At 33.9% G+C, this 17274-nt stretch carries 17 protein-coding genes; 8 read left to right on the forward strand and 9 right to left on the reverse strand.

What is annotated here, in order from left to right:
- Nucleotides 1–7: 7 nt before the first annotated feature.
- From ABW636_RS03325 to purN, 3 genes are all read right to left on the reverse strand, one after another.
- Nucleotides 8–1687 carry a M1 family aminopeptidase gene (locus ABW636_RS03325; RefSeq protein ID WP_367588533.1) on the reverse strand — a complete coding sequence of 560 codons (1680 nt, stop codon included), beginning with the start codon at nucleotides 1685–1687 and terminating at the stop codon, nucleotides 8–10.
- 20 nt (nucleotides 1688–1707) lie between these two features.
- Complete coding sequence (locus ABW636_RS03330) at nucleotides 1708–2343, reverse strand: ribonuclease H1 domain-containing protein (RefSeq protein ID WP_367588534.1); 636 nt, start codon at nucleotides 2341–2343, stop codon at nucleotides 1708–1710.
- A 211-nt stretch (nucleotides 2344–2554) separates the two neighbouring features.
- Complete coding sequence (gene purN / locus ABW636_RS03335) at nucleotides 2555–3142, reverse strand: phosphoribosylglycinamide formyltransferase (protein ID WP_367588535.1); 588 nt, start codon at nucleotides 3140–3142, stop codon at nucleotides 2555–2557.
- A gap of 180 nt (nucleotides 3143–3322) precedes the next feature.
- Here purN and ABW636_RS03340 point away from each other — a divergent pair, with 180 nt between their 5' ends.
- The 5 genes from ABW636_RS03340 (at nucleotide 3323) to pyk (ending at nucleotide 7694) form a co-directional block, all read left to right on the forward strand.
- On the forward strand, nucleotides 3323–3556 hold the full coding sequence (locus tag ABW636_RS03340) for an acyl carrier protein (protein ID WP_024768509.1): 234 nt from the start codon (nucleotides 3323–3325) through the stop codon (nucleotides 3554–3556).
- 17 nt (nucleotides 3557–3573) lie between these two features.
- Nucleotides 3574–4827, forward strand: a complete 1254-nt coding sequence (fabF, locus tag ABW636_RS03345) for a beta-ketoacyl-ACP synthase II (RefSeq protein WP_367588536.1) — start codon at nucleotides 3574–3576, stop codon at nucleotides 4825–4827.
- Complete coding sequence (gene rnc, locus ABW636_RS03350) at nucleotides 4827–5570, forward strand: ribonuclease III (protein ID WP_367588537.1); 744 nt, start codon at nucleotides 4827–4829, stop codon at nucleotides 5568–5570. Before fabF ends, rnc begins: the two co-directional genes overlap by 1 nt.
- 205 nt (nucleotides 5571–5775) lie before the next feature.
- Nucleotides 5776–6267 (forward strand): IPExxxVDY family protein, encoded by a 492-nt coding sequence (locus ABW636_RS03355; RefSeq protein WP_367588538.1) that lies wholly within the window; start codon nucleotides 5776–5778, stop codon nucleotides 6265–6267.
- Nucleotides 6267–7694, forward strand: a complete 1428-nt coding sequence (pyk, locus tag ABW636_RS03360) for a pyruvate kinase (RefSeq protein WP_367588539.1) — start codon at nucleotides 6267–6269, stop codon at nucleotides 7692–7694. Before ABW636_RS03355 ends, pyk begins: the two co-directional genes overlap by 1 nt.
- Before the next feature lie 101 nt (nucleotides 7695–7795).
- Here the strand turns inward: pyk and ABW636_RS03365 are convergent, their stop codons facing one another.
- Together ABW636_RS03365 and ABW636_RS03370 are read right to left on the reverse strand one after the other, a co-directional pair.
- Entirely contained in the window at nucleotides 7796–9052 is a 1257-nt protein-coding gene (locus tag ABW636_RS03365) for a choice-of-anchor B family protein (protein WP_367588540.1), read from the reverse strand.
- Nucleotides 9053–9112: 60 nt separating this feature from the next.
- Entirely contained in the window at nucleotides 9113–10432 is a 1320-nt protein-coding gene (locus ABW636_RS03370) for a choice-of-anchor B family protein (protein WP_367588541.1), read from the reverse strand.
- Nucleotides 10433–10609: 177 nt separating this feature from the next.
- Here ABW636_RS03370 and thiL point away from each other — a divergent pair, with 177 nt between their 5' ends.
- A complete protein-coding gene (gene thiL / locus ABW636_RS03375) occupies nucleotides 10610–11656 on the forward strand; it encodes a thiamine-phosphate kinase (protein WP_367588542.1) in 1047 nt (348 codons plus the stop codon).
- Here the strand turns inward: thiL and ABW636_RS03380 are convergent, their stop codons facing one another.
- Both ABW636_RS03380 and ABW636_RS03385 read right to left on the reverse strand, forming a co-directional pair.
- Nucleotides 11657–11926: a DUF1660 family phage protein gene (locus ABW636_RS03380; RefSeq protein WP_367588543.1), complete on the reverse strand. Its 270-nt coding sequence runs from the start codon at nucleotides 11924–11926 to the stop codon at nucleotides 11657–11659.
- A 207-nt stretch (nucleotides 11927–12133) separates the two neighbouring features.
- Nucleotides 12134–12913 carry an alpha/beta fold hydrolase gene (locus ABW636_RS03385; protein ID WP_367588544.1) on the reverse strand — a complete coding sequence of 260 codons (780 nt, stop codon included), beginning with the start codon at nucleotides 12911–12913 and terminating at the stop codon, nucleotides 12134–12136.
- 37 nt (nucleotides 12914–12950) lie between these two features.
- On the opposite strand from ABW636_RS03385, the gene brnQ reads away from it, so the two are divergent.
- On the forward strand, nucleotides 12951–14231 hold the full coding sequence (gene brnQ, locus ABW636_RS03390; RefSeq protein WP_367588545.1) for a branched-chain amino acid transport system II carrier protein: 1281 nt from the start codon (nucleotides 12951–12953) through the stop codon (nucleotides 14229–14231).
- A gap of 229 nt (nucleotides 14232–14460) precedes the next feature.
- Nucleotides 14461–14658, forward strand: coding sequence for a hypothetical protein (locus tag ABW636_RS03395; protein WP_367588546.1), 198 nt, complete (start codon nucleotides 14461–14463; stop codon nucleotides 14656–14658).
- Nucleotides 14659–14805: 147 nt separating this feature from the next.
- On the opposite strand, the gene ABW636_RS03400 is transcribed toward ABW636_RS03395, so the two are convergent.
- Both ABW636_RS03400 and ABW636_RS03405 read right to left on the reverse strand, forming a co-directional pair.
- Complete coding sequence (locus ABW636_RS03400; protein ID WP_367588547.1) at nucleotides 14806–15180, reverse strand: VOC family protein; 375 nt, start codon at nucleotides 15178–15180, stop codon at nucleotides 14806–14808.
- A 259-nt stretch (nucleotides 15181–15439) separates the two neighbouring features.
- Nucleotides 15440–17212 carry a GEVED domain-containing protein gene (locus tag ABW636_RS03405; RefSeq protein ID WP_367588548.1) on the reverse strand — a complete coding sequence of 591 codons (1773 nt, stop codon included), beginning with the start codon at nucleotides 17210–17212 and terminating at the stop codon, nucleotides 15440–15442.
- Nucleotides 17213–17274 lie beyond the last annotated feature (62 nt).

The following is a 17274-nucleotide window of genomic DNA, read 5'->3' on the forward strand; positions in this document are numbered from 1 at the left end:
GTTTTGATTAGTCTAATAAAAGATTTTCTTTGTTTTCTGCATTTATTTTAAGCTGAGGAAGTTTGATTTTTTTTGAGCTAGTATGAAAACTGAAATTATGTTTTTTTCCTTGTCGTGCTATTTCTATTGTTGATAATTTTGTGGTATCCTTATATACACGAGCGCCAAGAATAGAATCTTTTTCTCTAAGCCCTGCAATATATGCTTTGGATGTTTGCGGTATGGAAGTAATTTTTTGATCATTTCCATATGTAAAACCAATGTCCATTGCTGTTGAGGTACTAGTAAATTGGAGACCGTGTTCTTTGAAAAAGGTTTCAAAAGGAATCATTTCTCCTTTTTCTATAAAATTATTAAAAACGGGAGTAATATCATTTTGTAAGTAATAATTAACTGTTTTAATAAAGTAATCATGCGTTAATTTTTGCCCTTTTGTGGTCGCATCTTTTAGTATAGTTCTCATAATAGTATCTAGACCATATTTCTTGTTAGACATTTTGTGTATTTTTTGATCTAAATAAAAAGCAAATAAAGCCCCTCTTAAATATGGAATCCTATCATACCCGGGAGTGCTCCAATAATTTCTATAAGTAATTTCTTTGTTTTGAACATTTTTTAATTTAGAATTTGACAATTCCTTGATGGCGGCATTAATCTTCTTTAAAAAGTATTCTTCATCATTATTATTGATATTATTTGTTGCTATCAGTTTGTACGTGTAGTATTCTGTAAACCCTTCACTAAACCAGTATTGTTGTTCTTCGTTGTCGTTTTTTATTTTTAATCCAGTCCAATTGTGTAATAATTCATGATTAAAAAGATAGGTTAAATACTTTTTGCTAGTGTGTTCATTGTTGCTAAGTATAGCGTCAAAAGAGTTGGTAAGCCCTGTTCCTGTAAATATTACACTCTTGACATTGTTTATAGGTGATAATACAACTGTATAATATTTTTGTGAGTGATCATTCCAGAAGTTCCTTTGGCTTTCAACAGTTTTTGTAAAAAGATTAATAATTTCAGTTTGGTTAAAGGGTATCCATTCTCCTCTGGTGGCAAAATATACAAGATTTTCTTTTATTTTAAATGAAGATATTATGTAATCTCCCCCAACAAAAACTGCTTGTTTGAAGTCTTCTAATTTTATATTGGTAAGTTTTTGTTTGAGTTGATTACTGCCAAAACTATTGTGAATGGTATAGTTTTTAGGAAAATCTTTCCAGATCAATTGAATGTCATAAGTGACTCCCGGAATTATAGAAAAAGGAGTCATGAATAAATTATGAGAGAATAGGTGAAAATAATTTGATTGTATTACTGGTCTAAAAAAATTATTGTGATCAAGTTCTTTTCCTTTATCCTGTTTAATATAATATTCAAGTTCGATGCTTTTTAATCCTTTGTCATGATGTATAATGATGGAATCCTTGTTCTCTAAAAATTCAATTTTTGTATTTTCGGTCAAAGAAGTAAGGCTGGTAATGCAATTATGTAAATTGTTTTCTCCCCAATGCTGATTGGGATAATGCAAGAGAGTTGTGTTGCCAGTGGTTGTAACAGGAAATGATGCCGCTATTTTAAGCATTGGAACGGTATTCTTGTTTATTTTTGAAACTGTATACGTGACAGTTTTTTGAGCGTAGAAATTAAGACTTATAAATAAAATTAATAGTGTAAAGGTTGTTTTCATAAATGATGATTAAAATCGTTTTATTTCCTTCCAAAATCTGCAGGGATTTCACCCCAAGCTTTGGTTTCCCATTTTACTATTTGGGTGCTATAGGTGTTTGTTTTAAGCCAATGTATGGCTCGATCTACAAGTTCGAACATAGTAGCGTTTCTTGCAGATCTTTTTAGATTCGTTTTGCACGTTTTTTGTTTTACCCAACCTATGGCGATCTTCGAGTCAGAATAAATGATACGATCACTGTTGATTTTTTTGAGATACGCCAAACCATGAACCAATGCCAAAAACTCTCCTATATTATTAGTGCCTTGATCGAATGGTCCTTGATGAAACAATTGTTTTTCTGTTTGTGTATCGACTCCACGATATTCCATTTTTCCGGGATTACCGCTAGAAGCTGCATCTACAGCAATAGAGTAGAGATTAGGTTCGCCGATTTTTTCTAATTGTTCTGGAGTTAGTGTTTTTTTTGGCTTGCTTTTTCCTTTATAATCTTCATAGTCTCCCTTAGAAGCTTTTTTGGCAAGGTCAAAGGACTCAAAGGATTTGTATTTAGCTCCAGAATACCCTTTTGTTGCTGCCAGGCAGTCACTCCATTTTGTATAAATTCCTGGCCGATGGCCTTCCCATACTACATAAAACTTTTCTTTTTTTGCCATAATAGGTTAATTGGTGGTTAATCGGTACTTTTTTGTAGTAGGTAGTTTTTTGCGTTAGGGATTACTCATTGATTTCAGTTGTTTTAAGAAATCGTGAATGCATAGCATTTATAGTTCAAATCCCTCACCACGCCTTGCACGTGGGAGAAACTGTAACGAATAGCCCGCTCGAACGCCATTAGTATATCCTTAATAAGGTATTCTTTTATATTTATTTTTCGGCATTTTTTTCTATCGGAAATAATAACTCTTCTATAACGATAGGAAAATGCTTATATTCTAATTGATGAATTGCTTTTGCAACATCTTCTGCAGAATCTTCTTCTGAAATAGAAGTTTTAGCCTGAAAAATGATAGCTCCTTCATCATAATGTTCGTTTACATAATGAATGGTAATTCCACTTTCTTTCTCTTTATTTTTGACTACTGCTTCATGAACATGGTGTCCATACATGCCTTTTCCTCCATATTTTGGTAATAATGCCGGATGAACATTAATGACCTTATTAGGAAAGTAATCAATGATTTTTTTTGGAAATATCCAAAGGAATCCAGCAAGTACAATCACATCGGGTTGAGCGTCTTTTAAAATATTTAGGACTTCATTTGTGTCATAAAATGACGTTTTGTCAAAGTGTAAGGCCTTTACTTTTAGGTCATAAGCTCGTTTTAAGACTTTGGCACGCAGGTTGTTAGAGAACACATGTGTAACCTCGGCAATTTTTCGCTCATGGAAGTACTTGATTATATTTTCGGCATTGGTACCAGAGCCGGAAGCAAAAATTACAATACGTTTCATAGCACGTTGAATGTTAAATTAGAGAGCACAAAAAAAACAATTATTATTCATTTTTAGGTAGCAAAAAGGCAATACTTCGCTATATTTGATAAAATACAAATACATTTTTATGGGATTGTGGGGTTTTAAAATAAAGTTTTTTATTTTTGCCACCTAATTTAAAAATTAAAATTAAACATTATGTCAGACATTGCATCAAGAGTAAAAGCGATAATCGTTGACAAATTAGGCGTAGACGAAAACGAAGTTGTTAATGAAGCGAGTTTCACAAACGATTTGGGCGCTGATTCATTAGACACTGTAGAATTGATTATGGAATTCGAAAAAGAATTCGATATTCAAATTCCAGACGATCAAGCTGAAAATATTGCAACAGTAGGTCAAGCAATATCATATATCGAAGACGCAAAGTAATAACTTCACCACAAAGTATGGATCTTAAGCGAGTTGTAGTCACAGGGCTTGGTGCATTGACACCAATCGGTAAAAATATTAATGAATATTGGGACGGATTAGTAACCGGTAAAAGCGGTTGCGCTCCTATTACCTATTTTGATACCGAAAATTTCAAGACTAAATTTGCTTGCGAAGTTAAAAATTATTCTCCCACAGATTATTTTGATAGAAAAGAAGCACGCAAGCTAGATAAATTTGCGCAGTATGCTATTGTTTCTTCTGAAGAAGCAATAAAAGATGCTGCCATTGATCTTGATACGGTCGATAAATTTAGAGTGGGTGTTATCTGGGGAGCAGGTATTGGTGGAATAGAAACTTTTCAGGAAGAAGTACTTGGGTATGCTAATGGCAATGGAACACCACGTTTCAACCCTTTCTTTATCCCGAAAATGATCGCCGATATTGCTCCAGGACATATTTCTATTAGAAATGGTTTTATGGGACCAAACTATACCACGGTTTCTGCATGTGCTTCTTCTGCTAATGCAATGATTGATGCCTTAAACTATATACGTTTAGGTCATTGTGATGTCATTATTACAGGAGGAAGTGAAGCGGCAGTTACCATTGCTGGTATGGGAGGATTTAATGCTATGCACGCACTTTCTACAAGAAATGAAAGTCCAGAAACTGCCTCAAGACCATTCGATGCAACCAGAGATGGTTTCGTTCTTGGAGAAGGTAGTGGGGCTCTTGTTCTTGAAGAATACGAACACGCAAAAGCACGAGGTGCTAAAATTTATGCCGAAGTCGTAGGAGGAGGAATGTCAAGTGATGCACATCACATGACAGCACCGCATCCAGACGGAATAGGTGTAGAGCGTGTAATGCTTAATTGTTTAAGAGATGCAGGCGTACAACCAGAGCAAGTAGATGCTATAAACACTCATGGCACATCCACTCCTTTAGGAGATGTTGCAGAATTGAAAGCTATCACTAAAGTTTTTGGGGATCATGCCGCTGCTATTAATATAAATTCAACAAAATCTATGACGGGGCACTTACTTGGCGCTGCAGGAGCTATAGAAGCTATTGCTTCTGTTCTTGCAATGGAACACAGTATCGTACCTCCTACTATTAATCATACTACTAAAGATGATAACATAGATTCATCATTGAATTTGACCTTAAACAAAGCGCAAAAGCGTGAAATTAAATACGCAATGAGTAACACTTTTGGTTTCGGAGGTCACAATGCTTGTGTGTTGTTTAAAAAACTAGACGAATAATGAATGTTATTCGCAACATATTAAATTCCCGCTCTGAAAAGAACGGGAATTTTTTTTCCAGAATTCAGAAAATCCTTGGATTTAAGCCCAAAAACATTAAACCGTATGAAAAAGCATTTACACATAGATCTTTAAATTTAAAAGATAAAAAGGGAAATGCTATTAATTTTGAACGATTAGAGTTTCTGGGTGATGCAATGTTAAGTAGTGTAATTGCAGCACATTTATTTAAAGAGGTACCAGAGGGTAATGAGGGATATTTGACCAAAATGAGAGCTAAAGTTGTAAGTAGAAAACACCTTAATGAATTAGGTAAAGACCTTAAACTTATAGAGTTGGTTAAAACTAATATTCCGAAATCGCAGTTTGGAATTAATATACATGGCAATCTTTTTGAGGCATTGATTGGTGCTATTTATCTAGATCGAGGTTTTGTGTATTGTGAACGATTTATCAAAGAAGCCGTAATCGATCCTTATGTAGATATCGAAAGTCTTGAAGGACAAGTGATAAGCTATAAAAGTTTATTGATAGAATGGTGTCAGAAAGAAAAAAAGGTATTTAATTACGAAGTCTATGAGGATACTGGTAAAGATGAAATCAAGCATTTTGCAGTAAAACTATGGATTGATGAAAAAGTAATCGCAAAGGCGAGAGCAACTTCAAAAAAGAAAGCAGAAGAAAAAGCATCTAAAAGAGCCTATTTTGCACTTCAGACAAGAATAAATACACGTAATTCATAAGTCTTTTTGTAGAACAGCTAATATTTATAAATAAAAGAATAGCAGGTTCGAAGTCAATTTTTGCAGGCACAATTTTATCTTATCTAAAGAGTTATTGATAAAAGATACTAACTCAATCGTTTTCGTAGAAATATCTTTATATTTTATTAAACTTGTTGGGTGAATTTATTTGTATATTTCGCGTTAATACTGAAAAAAAATCAAAGTGGCTGTTCAGCGCTTAGTACTAGATACCGTTGCCGATGATGATTATGAACTCATCGCTGTTCATAGTTCATTAGTTTCATATAGGTTAGCCTATTTCTTAAATAAAAATTTAGGATTAAGACTTTATAGAAAAAATGAGGATATCTATTATAAATATAAGGAAGGTATAGCAAGTTATCCCCTGTATCAATATGAAGATCATTTTCATTATAATACATTTAGTCTTTTTGGAAATAAATTTAAAACAAATGTGGTAATAGAAAATAGTACTTCTCAAGGGTTGTTTACTTCTATAGAGAATACAAATAAGACGATTTATTTGATCCCAGAGCTTAAAAATGTCGACTATTTTCTAAAAATTGAAACAGAGACTATTAACTTTTCAGGTGTTACTTTATTAGATACCATACTTGCAATACCACAAATTATAACAGCGTATTTGGTAGATCACCAAAACCTTAAATCGAAGAATAATATAATATTTGAATAATGCCAAAACGTAAAAGAACCAAAATAGTGGCTACTCTTGGTCCTGCAACCAACAGTAAGGAGATCTTAAAACAGATGTTGGAGGCAGGAGTAAACGTCTTTAGGATAAATTTTTCACACGCAGATTATGACGATGTTCGAGAGCGTGTAAAAATAATCAGAGAATTAAGTAAAGAATATGGCTATAATGCTGCGATACTTGGTGATTTACAAGGTCCAAAATTGCGTGTTGGTGTGATGAAACAAGATATTATCGTTAATGATGGCGATACTATTAATTTTGTAACTGGCGAACCTTTTGAGGGTACTTCTGAAAAAGTGTTTATGAATTATAAGACTTTTCCAAAAGATGTAAAAGCAGGAGAGCGAATATTACTCGATGATGGCAAGTTAATCTTTGAGGTTATTTCTTCTAATAAAAAAGATACAGTTAAGGCAAAAGTTATTCAGGGAGGTCCTTTAAAATCTAAGAAGGGAGTGAATCTTCCTAATACAAATATTTCGTTACCTGCATTGACCGAAAAAGATGTTAAGGACGCAATTTTTGCATGCGAACAAGAAGTTGATTGGATTGCATTATCTTTTGTACGTCACCCAGAGGATTTGATTTTATTACAAGATCTTATAAAGAAAAATAGCGATCAGAAAATCCCGATTATTGCAAAAATCGAAAAGCCAGAAGGAGTAGAGAATATTGATAAAATTGTAGCGTATTGTGATGGATTAATGGTTGCAAGAGGAGATCTTGGAGTCGAAATTCCTGCCGAGGAAGTGCCGTTGATTCAAAAGAAATTGGTGCTAAAAGCAAAAACAGCCAGAATACCAGTTATCATAGCAACGCAAATGATGGAGACTATGATCGATAGTCTTACACCTACCAGAGCCGAGGTTAATGATGTAGCAAATTCTGTAATGGATGGTGCAGATGCAGTGATGTTATCAGGAGAGACTTCTGTAGGAAAGTTTCCGGTGCAGGTTATAGAAACTATGTCAAGAGTGATTCGTAGCGTAGAAACTTCTTCTTTGATTACAGTACCACAAAACCCTCCACATATTCGGACCAATAGATATATTACAAAATCTATTTGTTATCATGCAGCAACCATGGCCAATGAGATTGAAGCCAAAGCAATATGTACGCTCACTAATAGTGGATATACGGCTTTTCAAATTTCTGCATGGAGACCAGATGCTCATATTTTGGTGTTTACCAGTAATCCAAGAATTTTATCTCAGCTTAACCTTTTATGGGGTGTAAAAGCATTTTTTTATGATAAGTTTGTAAGTACAGATGAGACTGTAGAGGATATTAATAAAATTGCTTTAGAGCGTGGTTTTGTAGAGCAAGGAGATATGCTAATTAATCTGGCTGCAATGCCAATAACGGCAAAAGGAATGGTAAATACTTTAAGGGTTTCTCAGATATAAGGAGTTCTATTTAAAAGAATTAACGATAATAATTTAAGGAATGGTTATTAAAAACAAGATAACCATTCCTTAAATTATTTTAAAACGAGAAAAGAGACTTTCTAAGGAGTAGCACTTTTGCGCACTAGAATAAGTCCTCTTTCGGTATCGCTTATTACAATCACTCCGCTTTCAAAATAAGGATATACGCTCCATACACCATTAAAATCTGCGTTATCATCTGCTGGATAGGTGTCAAAAAACCCAGCTTCGTTAATGTTTTTATTCTCAATGTCAGAAATGTCGAGTATTCTAATACCAGCTCTATAATTAGAAAGATATAAGAAATTGCCTTTTACATAAGCATTATGATCTATTGCTGCGGTAGCACCGGTATAAGTCATATGTAGTTTCGGGTTGTCTAGATCTTGAAAGTCAAATACTAATGTTCTGGTATTAAAACCAACACGTTGTTCATCTAATTCATCTCCTAAAATAAAATATTTCATATCCTCTGTAAACCAGCCTTGGTGGGTATATTCTACGTCAGAATAGTTTATGGTAGCTATGGTAACCGGATTGCTTTTATCAGTAACATCAGCAATAACAATTTCTATTTCGTTACTACCGATAAAAATTTCTTTTCCTGCATAATCCATGTCAGGGCCAGTATAGGTTACTACTTGAGCATCATGTGTATATGCTCTGGCTCCTGTAGATAAAAAGCCACCCTCATTTATAGGATTTTTAGGATCTTGTATATTTATAAAGAGTGGACCACCATTATATGGGCCTGTATTTCTTTGAGCTCCTACGATATATGCATATCCAGAATCTTCATTAATTACAATATTATGGGCGTTCCCAAATTCTATATATCTGGTATCTGATGAAAATGTTTGAGGTGGGTTTGTTACATTACGCAATCGGGTAAGGTCAAAAACTTGCATCCCATGATCATCGGCTTCACTTACAATAAATGCATGATCTTGGTATACTTTTATATCTCTCCATGAACTATTTGTTGTTGCCACAGGCAATTTGCCAAGATATATGGGCTCATCTGGAGTAGATATATCAATAAATGCTGTGCCGGTATTCAATCCCATTATCACATATTCTTTTCCGGTAGTAATGTCTGTCCATCCCCAACTATCATTACCTTTACTTGCTTGCATGGTTGATAAAGGTATTCTTGAAACTAAATCATATCCATTACACGGGTATACGCCAGCCATACCATTTTCGCATATAGCAGAATTTACCAAAGGACTTGGATTAGAAATAGGAATATTTACATTGTTATCATCATCACTAGAACAACTATATCCAGAAATTAATACAGCCAATATGATAATTGCATATATGGTTGTTTTCATAATTATATATCGAGGGTTTCTATTATATAAAACGCTTTAATTGTTTTTTACCCTATTTTTTTAAGGTGTAGCACTTTTTCGAATAATTATTAAACCTTCATCGATATCACTAATTATGATATTTCCACTTTCGAAATAAGGGTATACATTCCATGCTCCAAAATTGGTGCCTGCGTTATTATTAGTTGGATAAGTATCCAGAAAGCCAAGCTCTCTAATATTTTTATTTTCAATATCAGAAAGGTCAAGTACTCGAATTCCAGCATTGTAATTTGCCAGATATAAAAAATCACCTTTTACATAACCATTATGATCTGTAGCAGCCGTAGCACCTGTATAGGTCATATGTAGTTTAGGATTGTCCAAGTCTTCAAAATCAAATACCAAAGTTCTCGTATCAAATCCAATATTCAATTCATCAATTTCGTCTCCTAATATAAAATACTTCTTATCTTCGGTAAACCATCCTTGATGTGTGTATCCCACATCAGAATAATTTATGGTAGCAATAGTTGAAGGATTGTTTTTATCAGTAACATCTGCAATAACGAGTTCTATTTCATTACTACCAATAAGAATTTCTTTTCCGGTATAATCCATGTCTGGGCCATTATAAGTTACCACCTGGGCATCATGCGTATAAGCTCTGTTTCCTGTAGATAAAAAACCACCAGCATTTACAGGGTTTTTAGGATCTTGAATATTTACAAAAAGAGGGCCTCCGTTATAGGGACCTGTATTTCTTTGGGCTCCTACAATATATGCATATCCAGAATCTTCATTAATCACGATGTTATGAGCACTTCCAAATTCTGTGTATCTGGTATCAGATGTAAATGTTTGAGGAGGATTTGATACATTGCGTAATCTGGTAAGATCAAAAACTTGCATCCCGTGATCGCCAACATTGTCGGCTACAATAAATGCATGGTCTTTATAAACCTTTACATCTCTCCAGTAATTTGATCCAGCAGCACTAGGTAGCCTACCTAGATAAACAGGCTCATCTGGCTTAGAAATATCGATGAATGCAGTACCATTATCTAATCCCATTATGGCGTATTCTTTTCCTGTGGTAGCATCGGTCCATCCCCAACTATCACTACCTTCACTACCCCCCATAGTTGATAGAGATATTTTGGATACAAAATCATATCCTTCACAAGGGTATTCGCCTGCCATTCCATTTTCACAAGGAGTAACATTAATAACAGGATCGGGATCCGGGTCTGGATCTGGTTCAGGGTCTGGATCAGGATCTGGAATAGGGGTAACACTTACATTATCATCGACCGGGATATTGATATCATCATCTTTATTACAACTTATGATAATAAAGAGCGCAAATAATGAATAGAAAAAGGTTACATAATTTTTCATAGCGACTTACTTTTTTTCAAATATATGAAATTGAATAGGTTAAAAGAGTAATTTCATAGACTAAAGGCAATAAACAATGATGAAGCAATAAGCTTTGAGCTTACTTATTGAGATAAAATATGTTTTATTTATCAAAATAATATTTCTAGTAAATACTTTGTTGCCTAAATTTGCAGAATGATTGAAGATAAAAATACACCACGAACAAAATTGTCTGAATTAGGTGAGTTTGGACTAATTAGTCACCTTACGAAAAACTTTAAAGTTAAGCATGAAACAACCCTTTTAGGAATTGGAGATGATGCAGCAGTTTTGGATTTTAAAGATAAAAAATGTGTGCTAAGTACAGATTTGTTGATAGAGGGAATACATTTTGATTTATCTTATGTGCCACTAAAACATTTAGGTTATAAGGCAGTTATTGTAAACCTTTCTGATATCTATGCTATGAATGCAACTGCAACACAGGTTACAGTATCTATTGCAGTATCCAACAGATTTCCTTTAGAAGCTTTGGAAGAGTTATATTTAGGAATCGAAACAGCAGCAAAAATATATAATATTGATGTGGTAGGTGGGGATACTACTTCGTCTAAAACGGGGTTGATTATTAGTATAACGGCGGTTGGATATGCAAATGAAGAAGATCTAGTGTATCGAAATGGCGCAAAAGATAATGATTTGCTAGTCGTTACAGGAGATCTAGGAGCAGCTTATTTAGGGCTTCAGGTATTAGAAAGAGAAAAGAAAGTATATGAAGTGAACCCTAATTCGCAACCAGATCTGGATCAATATGCCTACCTTATAGAAAGACAGCTTAAACCAGAGGCAAGAAAAGACATTCCAGAACTACTGAAGAGTTTGGAAGTAAAGCCAACTAGTATGATTGATATAAGTGATGGGTTATCATCAGAAATTATTCATCTATGTTCTCAGTCAGAAGTAGGTGTGCATCTTTATGAAGAAAAAATACCATTAGATCCAACTGTTATTTCGACATGCGAAGAGTTTAAGATGGATAGTACTACGGTAGCTATCAACGGAGGGGAAGATTATGAATTATTGTTTACAATTAAACAGGACGATTATCCTAAGATTAAGGCAAATCCTAATCTTACGGTCATAGGACATATCACAGATAAGAAAAGTGGTATGGGACTAATTACCAGAGCTGGTGAAAAAATTGAATTGAAAGCTCAAGGTTGGAATCCAATAAAAGAATAATTAAGACGCTGCCTTAAATGGAGTATCAGGATTTGTCCTTGCTTGCTTTTTGGCATGAACTGAAGCCAATACGTTGTTAATTTCTTTTAATTTGGGAGTCATCACCTCTAATCTTCCTCTACTATTAGTGGTAGCTTGTTCACCACAATGGGAGCAAGTATATTCTTTGATATGATGAGTAACATTTTTAGAAAGAAGGTAGTCGTGACCAAATAGTGAGCAGTAGATTTTTGAAAAAGAAAACGTGGGGGTTGGGGTAATTTTTTTCATTATTTTTAGGTATTAAAAATTCATAGAAAAGGGTTATAGGTTCATTATCAATACAATAATACTATTTTTTTTGTTATGACCGACCTTTTTGTAAGAAAAAATAACGATAAAACATTGATTTTTAACTAAATTAATGGTTGAATCGCGTTTTTTAACGTTTAAAAGTGTATTTCGTCTATTATTTGGAAGTGATTTTGAAAAAAACTCTTAACATAAAGATAAAAACCTGATAAGGTTTTGGATATATTCTTCTTTGTTTTCTAAATAGGTCATATGACCTCCATTAAAAGTAATCATGTCTATGCCATATTGTTTTGTTTCTTTTTGGAAATGGTCATAAGATAAAATAGGGTCTTTATCACCGACAAAGAAAACTTTTGGTCCTTTGTAGTGTGCCAAAATCATTCCCCGATCTTTTCGAACAGAAACTCCTTCGAGAGCAGCAATGATTCCTTGCAAAGATGTTTTAGAAGCTTGGTCTTTAATAGTATTTATTTCTAAAGCATATTGTTTTCTATGTTTTTCAGCAAAAAGAAAAGAAATTACCATACTAGTGTAAGAGTTTGGATTACTTTTTACTAGTGTTATTGCTCTTTTTCGATTTTGTTTCTTCTCTGCACTATCCGGGTACGAAGTAGAATTGAGCATGACCAAACCAGAAACTATGGTGGGAAAAAGATCTATACAGGCCAATGCAACGTATCCTCCCATAGAATGACCAACAAAAACTCCAGAAGTAACCTTTAGATGATCCAAAACCGACTTAACTGCATGAGCCATATCTTCCATGGTGTGTATATACCCAATACATTCTGTTTTACCATGTCCTAATAAATCAATAGCAATACAATGATATTTGTGTGAAAGCCGATTCATCGTTTCTTCCCACATTGCAGCACTTTCTATAAACCCATGAAGAAAAACAATTGTCTTACCTTTTCCAGAAGTGTTGTAATTAATTTTAGCTCCTTTGTGAGTTAATATCATTTTGAAAGATTATTTTTAACCGTATAAACTTAACTAAATGAGACTTAATAAAGAAACTTTGGTTGCCGGATTTGCACTATTCTCTATGTTTTTTGGAGCAGGAAATTTAATGCTTCCACCCCTTTTGGGTTTTAAGGCAGGAGATGCATGGTTTCCGGTTGTTTTGGGTTTTGTAATTTCTGCTGTATTGATTCCTTTGTTAGGAATTTTTGCGCATGCAAGATTACAAGGTACTATGCTCGATTTTGCAAAAAAAGTATCTCCTCAATTTAGTCTTATATATTGCATATTGGTATATATAATTTCTATTGCATTGCCTTCTCCCAGAACAGCTTCTGTAACTCATGAAATGGTGATTCAGCCATTAATAGGTATAAACTCATGGATTACGAGTACTGTATATTTTATATTAGTACTGTTTTTTGTACTTAACCGATCTAAGATACTTACGGTAATAGGAAAGTATCTTACCCCTATTATTTTTATCGTTATTTTAAGTATTATATGTATTGGTATTTTTTCTACCAATTCTGTTGTCATTGATTCTTCTCAATTTCAAAATCCAGTAATTAGTGGACTGTTAGAAGGGTATCAAACTTTTGATGCTATTGGTGCTGTTGTAATAGGAGGAGTACTAATTATTTCTTTACAATTAAAAGGAGGGAATAATTTTGAGCAGAATCGCATGGCCATTGTTAGGTCAGGAATTATTGCCGGGATTGGGCTTTTTGTTATTTATACCGGAATGATTTATATCGGAGCAGCTTTTAATTCGGCTTTTGATACCAATGTTTCCAGAACAGATTTGTTATCTGGATTAAGTTTAAAAACACTAGGGGCCATAGGGCAATCTTTTTTGAGTATTTTGGTTGCATTGGCATGTTTTACAACTGCCGTGGGTATTGTAACGGGAACAGCAGATTTTGTAAAAGGATTGTTTAATGATTCGCAAAAGGCATATTTGATAACAGCAATTGTAGGATGTGTATTGGGTATATTAATGGGACAGTTTGATGTGCACTATATTATTAACGTGGCAGTGCCTGCGCTTATGTTTATATATCCTATTACTATTATTTTGATTTTTTTAAACGTGCTTCCCAATAAATATACATCTGCACTGGTATTTAGATCAGTGGTGATTGTTACTATCTCATTTAGTATACCAGATTTTTTAATGTCTATAGGGGTTAAAAAGGGGATGACCTCGCTTCTCGACATTCTTCCTTTAGGAAACTATCACTTAGCTTGGTTAATGCCCGCTATTGTACTATTTATTATAGTAAATACCTTTTTCAGGAATACTGTAGAAAAGTAATTCTTTAACCTTATGTTTTACTTTGAAAATTAGATTTTTAGTACATTCACGACCTTATTAATCGTTGCTTGATAAGTAATAGAAACAAGCTATTAGCTTGTTTTTTTTTGAAAGCTTTATAACGTGTACTATATGAATAAAGCAATTACTTTTTATTTTAACACTGTGTTCTTGTAATGATGATGATGATACAGTAATACCATCAAATCTGGATACAGATTTAAAAAAAATGCTTATTGATGTTGCTGAAGGAAAAGGGGTTTCCTATTTTATCTTACCTGCAAGTAATGATTATCACAGTATCCCTCAAGATTCTTTAAATCCGATTACCAAAGAAAAGGTTGAGTTGGGAAAATTTTATTACATGAGACGGCTTTTGGAAACGTACCAAAAATCAAAGAAATTGATAGTCTTACCTCCTTTATAGAAATAAGTTTAGGTGATGATAATCTTGTTAGGCATACTCTATAAAAATCTAAATCAGGAAATTGTCTTCCTAATAATGATATTCATACTCAAGAAAATTTAGGGTATAGTTAATTGGATATTGGTTGATATTTAAAAAAGAAGAAGACTAGTTTAAAGTTGCAATCCACCATATGTTGCCAAAGGGGTCTCTAAAACCGGCTCCTCTGGCACCATAATCTTCTTCCATAGGCTCCATAAGAGATTTGGCACCGGCATCTAGCGCATCATAATAGGTTTTGTCGGTGTCTTTTACATAGACATACATCGATCCGTAATGTGCGGGATACTGTTCTGTAGCTTCTGCAAGAAGGATGGTACTATCTCCTATTTTTAGTTCAGAATGTTGAATTTTGTTATTAACATCCAGATTGCGGATCATTTCTTCTGCCTGAAAAATTTTTCTGATAAAATCAATAAAATCTTCAGCTTTTTCAACAACCAAATAGGGCATTGCTTGTTGGTGGCCGGCTGTTATTTTCATTCGTTGCATAGGATAAAAGAAGGTTTTTAATATCAACGAAATAGGTATATGAATTATTCTATAATTACAGAGAAAATATCGTAAATTTTATTGTAGGAGCATTTTTAATTCGATGTATTTGAGGCTATCGTTTAATTCATATTGTAGAGTATAATTCTCTGAGGCAGTTGACTTATAAAATTATAACAAAAAAAGGCTTGCCAGATAAATCGGCAAACCTTTTTTATTCGAATTATGCAAAATGTTTAATACTAAAGCTTTATTGAATAGCTAATCGTATGGTGTCGGAACTATTATTTGTAGTTACTTGTGCAGTATAGAGTCCTGGCTTTAAGTTAGGTACAGATAATATCGCGTTTGTTCCTGATTGGCTATTTGAAGAAGATACTTCTAAACCATTGTTATTAAATACTTTGAAAGAGATATATTCTTTAGTTTCATTAAAAGTAAATGTAAAAATTCCATCGGTACTTGGGTTAGGCGAAACTACTACATTTTGTGCTACGGCTCCTCTTTGTCCATCTCTACCATCTTTTCTTGGATCGTCTACGATATTGATTACATAGTCTTCTGTTTCTCCAAACCATCCTTCTCCACATGGTGTTAGATTACTATCATACATGGTTCGAACCCTAAGTATGGTTTGACCTAATTTTGCATCTGCAGGTACAGTAAAAAATGATACCCATTCTTTTGAAGAATGATTTGCAAGTAATCTTTCTTCTCCCGGGTCATCAAAATCTCCATCTTGGTTCCAGTCTACCCAATATCCTGTCTTTGTATTTTCCCAGGCAGCATTAGTTTTGATATGAATAACAGAAGCTTCATAAGGATATTCTATAGGGCCTCTTTCTACGTTTGTTCCAGGAAAATTATACCAGGAATAACCATTTTCGTTATAGGTTGAGATACTACGTACATTTTCAAATTCCACTCCAGTAATGTGTTGACCAATAGGATTTTGGTTACTACTGGTACAAAGTTCTTTTGGGCCTAAGTCTACGGTTATATAGCCTTCTCTGGTTTTCGAATCTTGTCCGTGAGGGTTAGATACTGTTAGTTTTACCGTGTATTTTCCAGACTCAGAATATTTTACTTGCGGTATTTGTTCTGTGCTTGTAGATGGAGTAGCTCCTTCAAACTCCCAATACCATGAAGTAGGATTGTTTTCTGATAAATCATCAAATCTCACATATTGATCGGCATCGGTTACATGTGTTAGTACTGTAGAGAAATTACAAAAAGGAGGATACACACGTGGTTGAATATGTACTTTCATATACCCTACATATGTGATTTCATCTTTACCATATTCGTTTTCTACAACAAGCTTTACAGAATAACTACCTGATTGTATATAGCGAACCAGAGGGAATTGATCGGTACTAATAGAAGGAATCCCACCTTCAAACTCCCAATACCACGATGTTGGATTACCAGTAGATAAATCTTTAAATTCTACGAGCTCTTTATCATCATAGATATGCGAAGAGGGAACATCAAAAAAAGCCCTAGGTCTTTTTGGGTGAGCAACTTCTATGAGATAGTCTTCTATTTCTCCTCTCTCATTTCTTTTTGATTCACAGGGGCCTAATTCTATATTATAATTGTAACGTACTCTCATTCTTGTTGTTCCTATTTTGGCATCTTCGGGAACCGAAACTATGCCATAAAAAACACCGGTACCGGTTTTATGGAAAACTCTTTCAGAATCATCAAAACCAGCATCAGCATTCCAGTCAATCCATACCTGGATACTATTAGAAGACCAGTGATTCCATTTGGTATCTACCTTTATGGTTAACTTATTTCCCCGGTCAACAATGGCTTTTTGATCTGTGAAGTTAGAGTACCCGTTAGTTCCTAACTCAGAATAATTATTAATTTCAGAAAATTGAACGTTTGTAATATAGTTATTACCTCTTACAGATTGTACATGACAATAATTACTGTTGGTTTGGTTGTCTTGTGCAAAGATTAGCTGAGCTACTAAAGCAAAAGCTATTGTTAAAATTTTTTTAATCGTTTTCATTTTTCAGTTTTTGGAGTATAATTTTTTTATTTTATATACTATAGTTATCCTATAGGATAACA

This window comes from Aquimarina discodermiae (assembly GCF_040786235.1).
GTDB lineage: Bacteria > Bacteroidota > Bacteroidia > Flavobacteriales > Flavobacteriaceae > Aquimarina.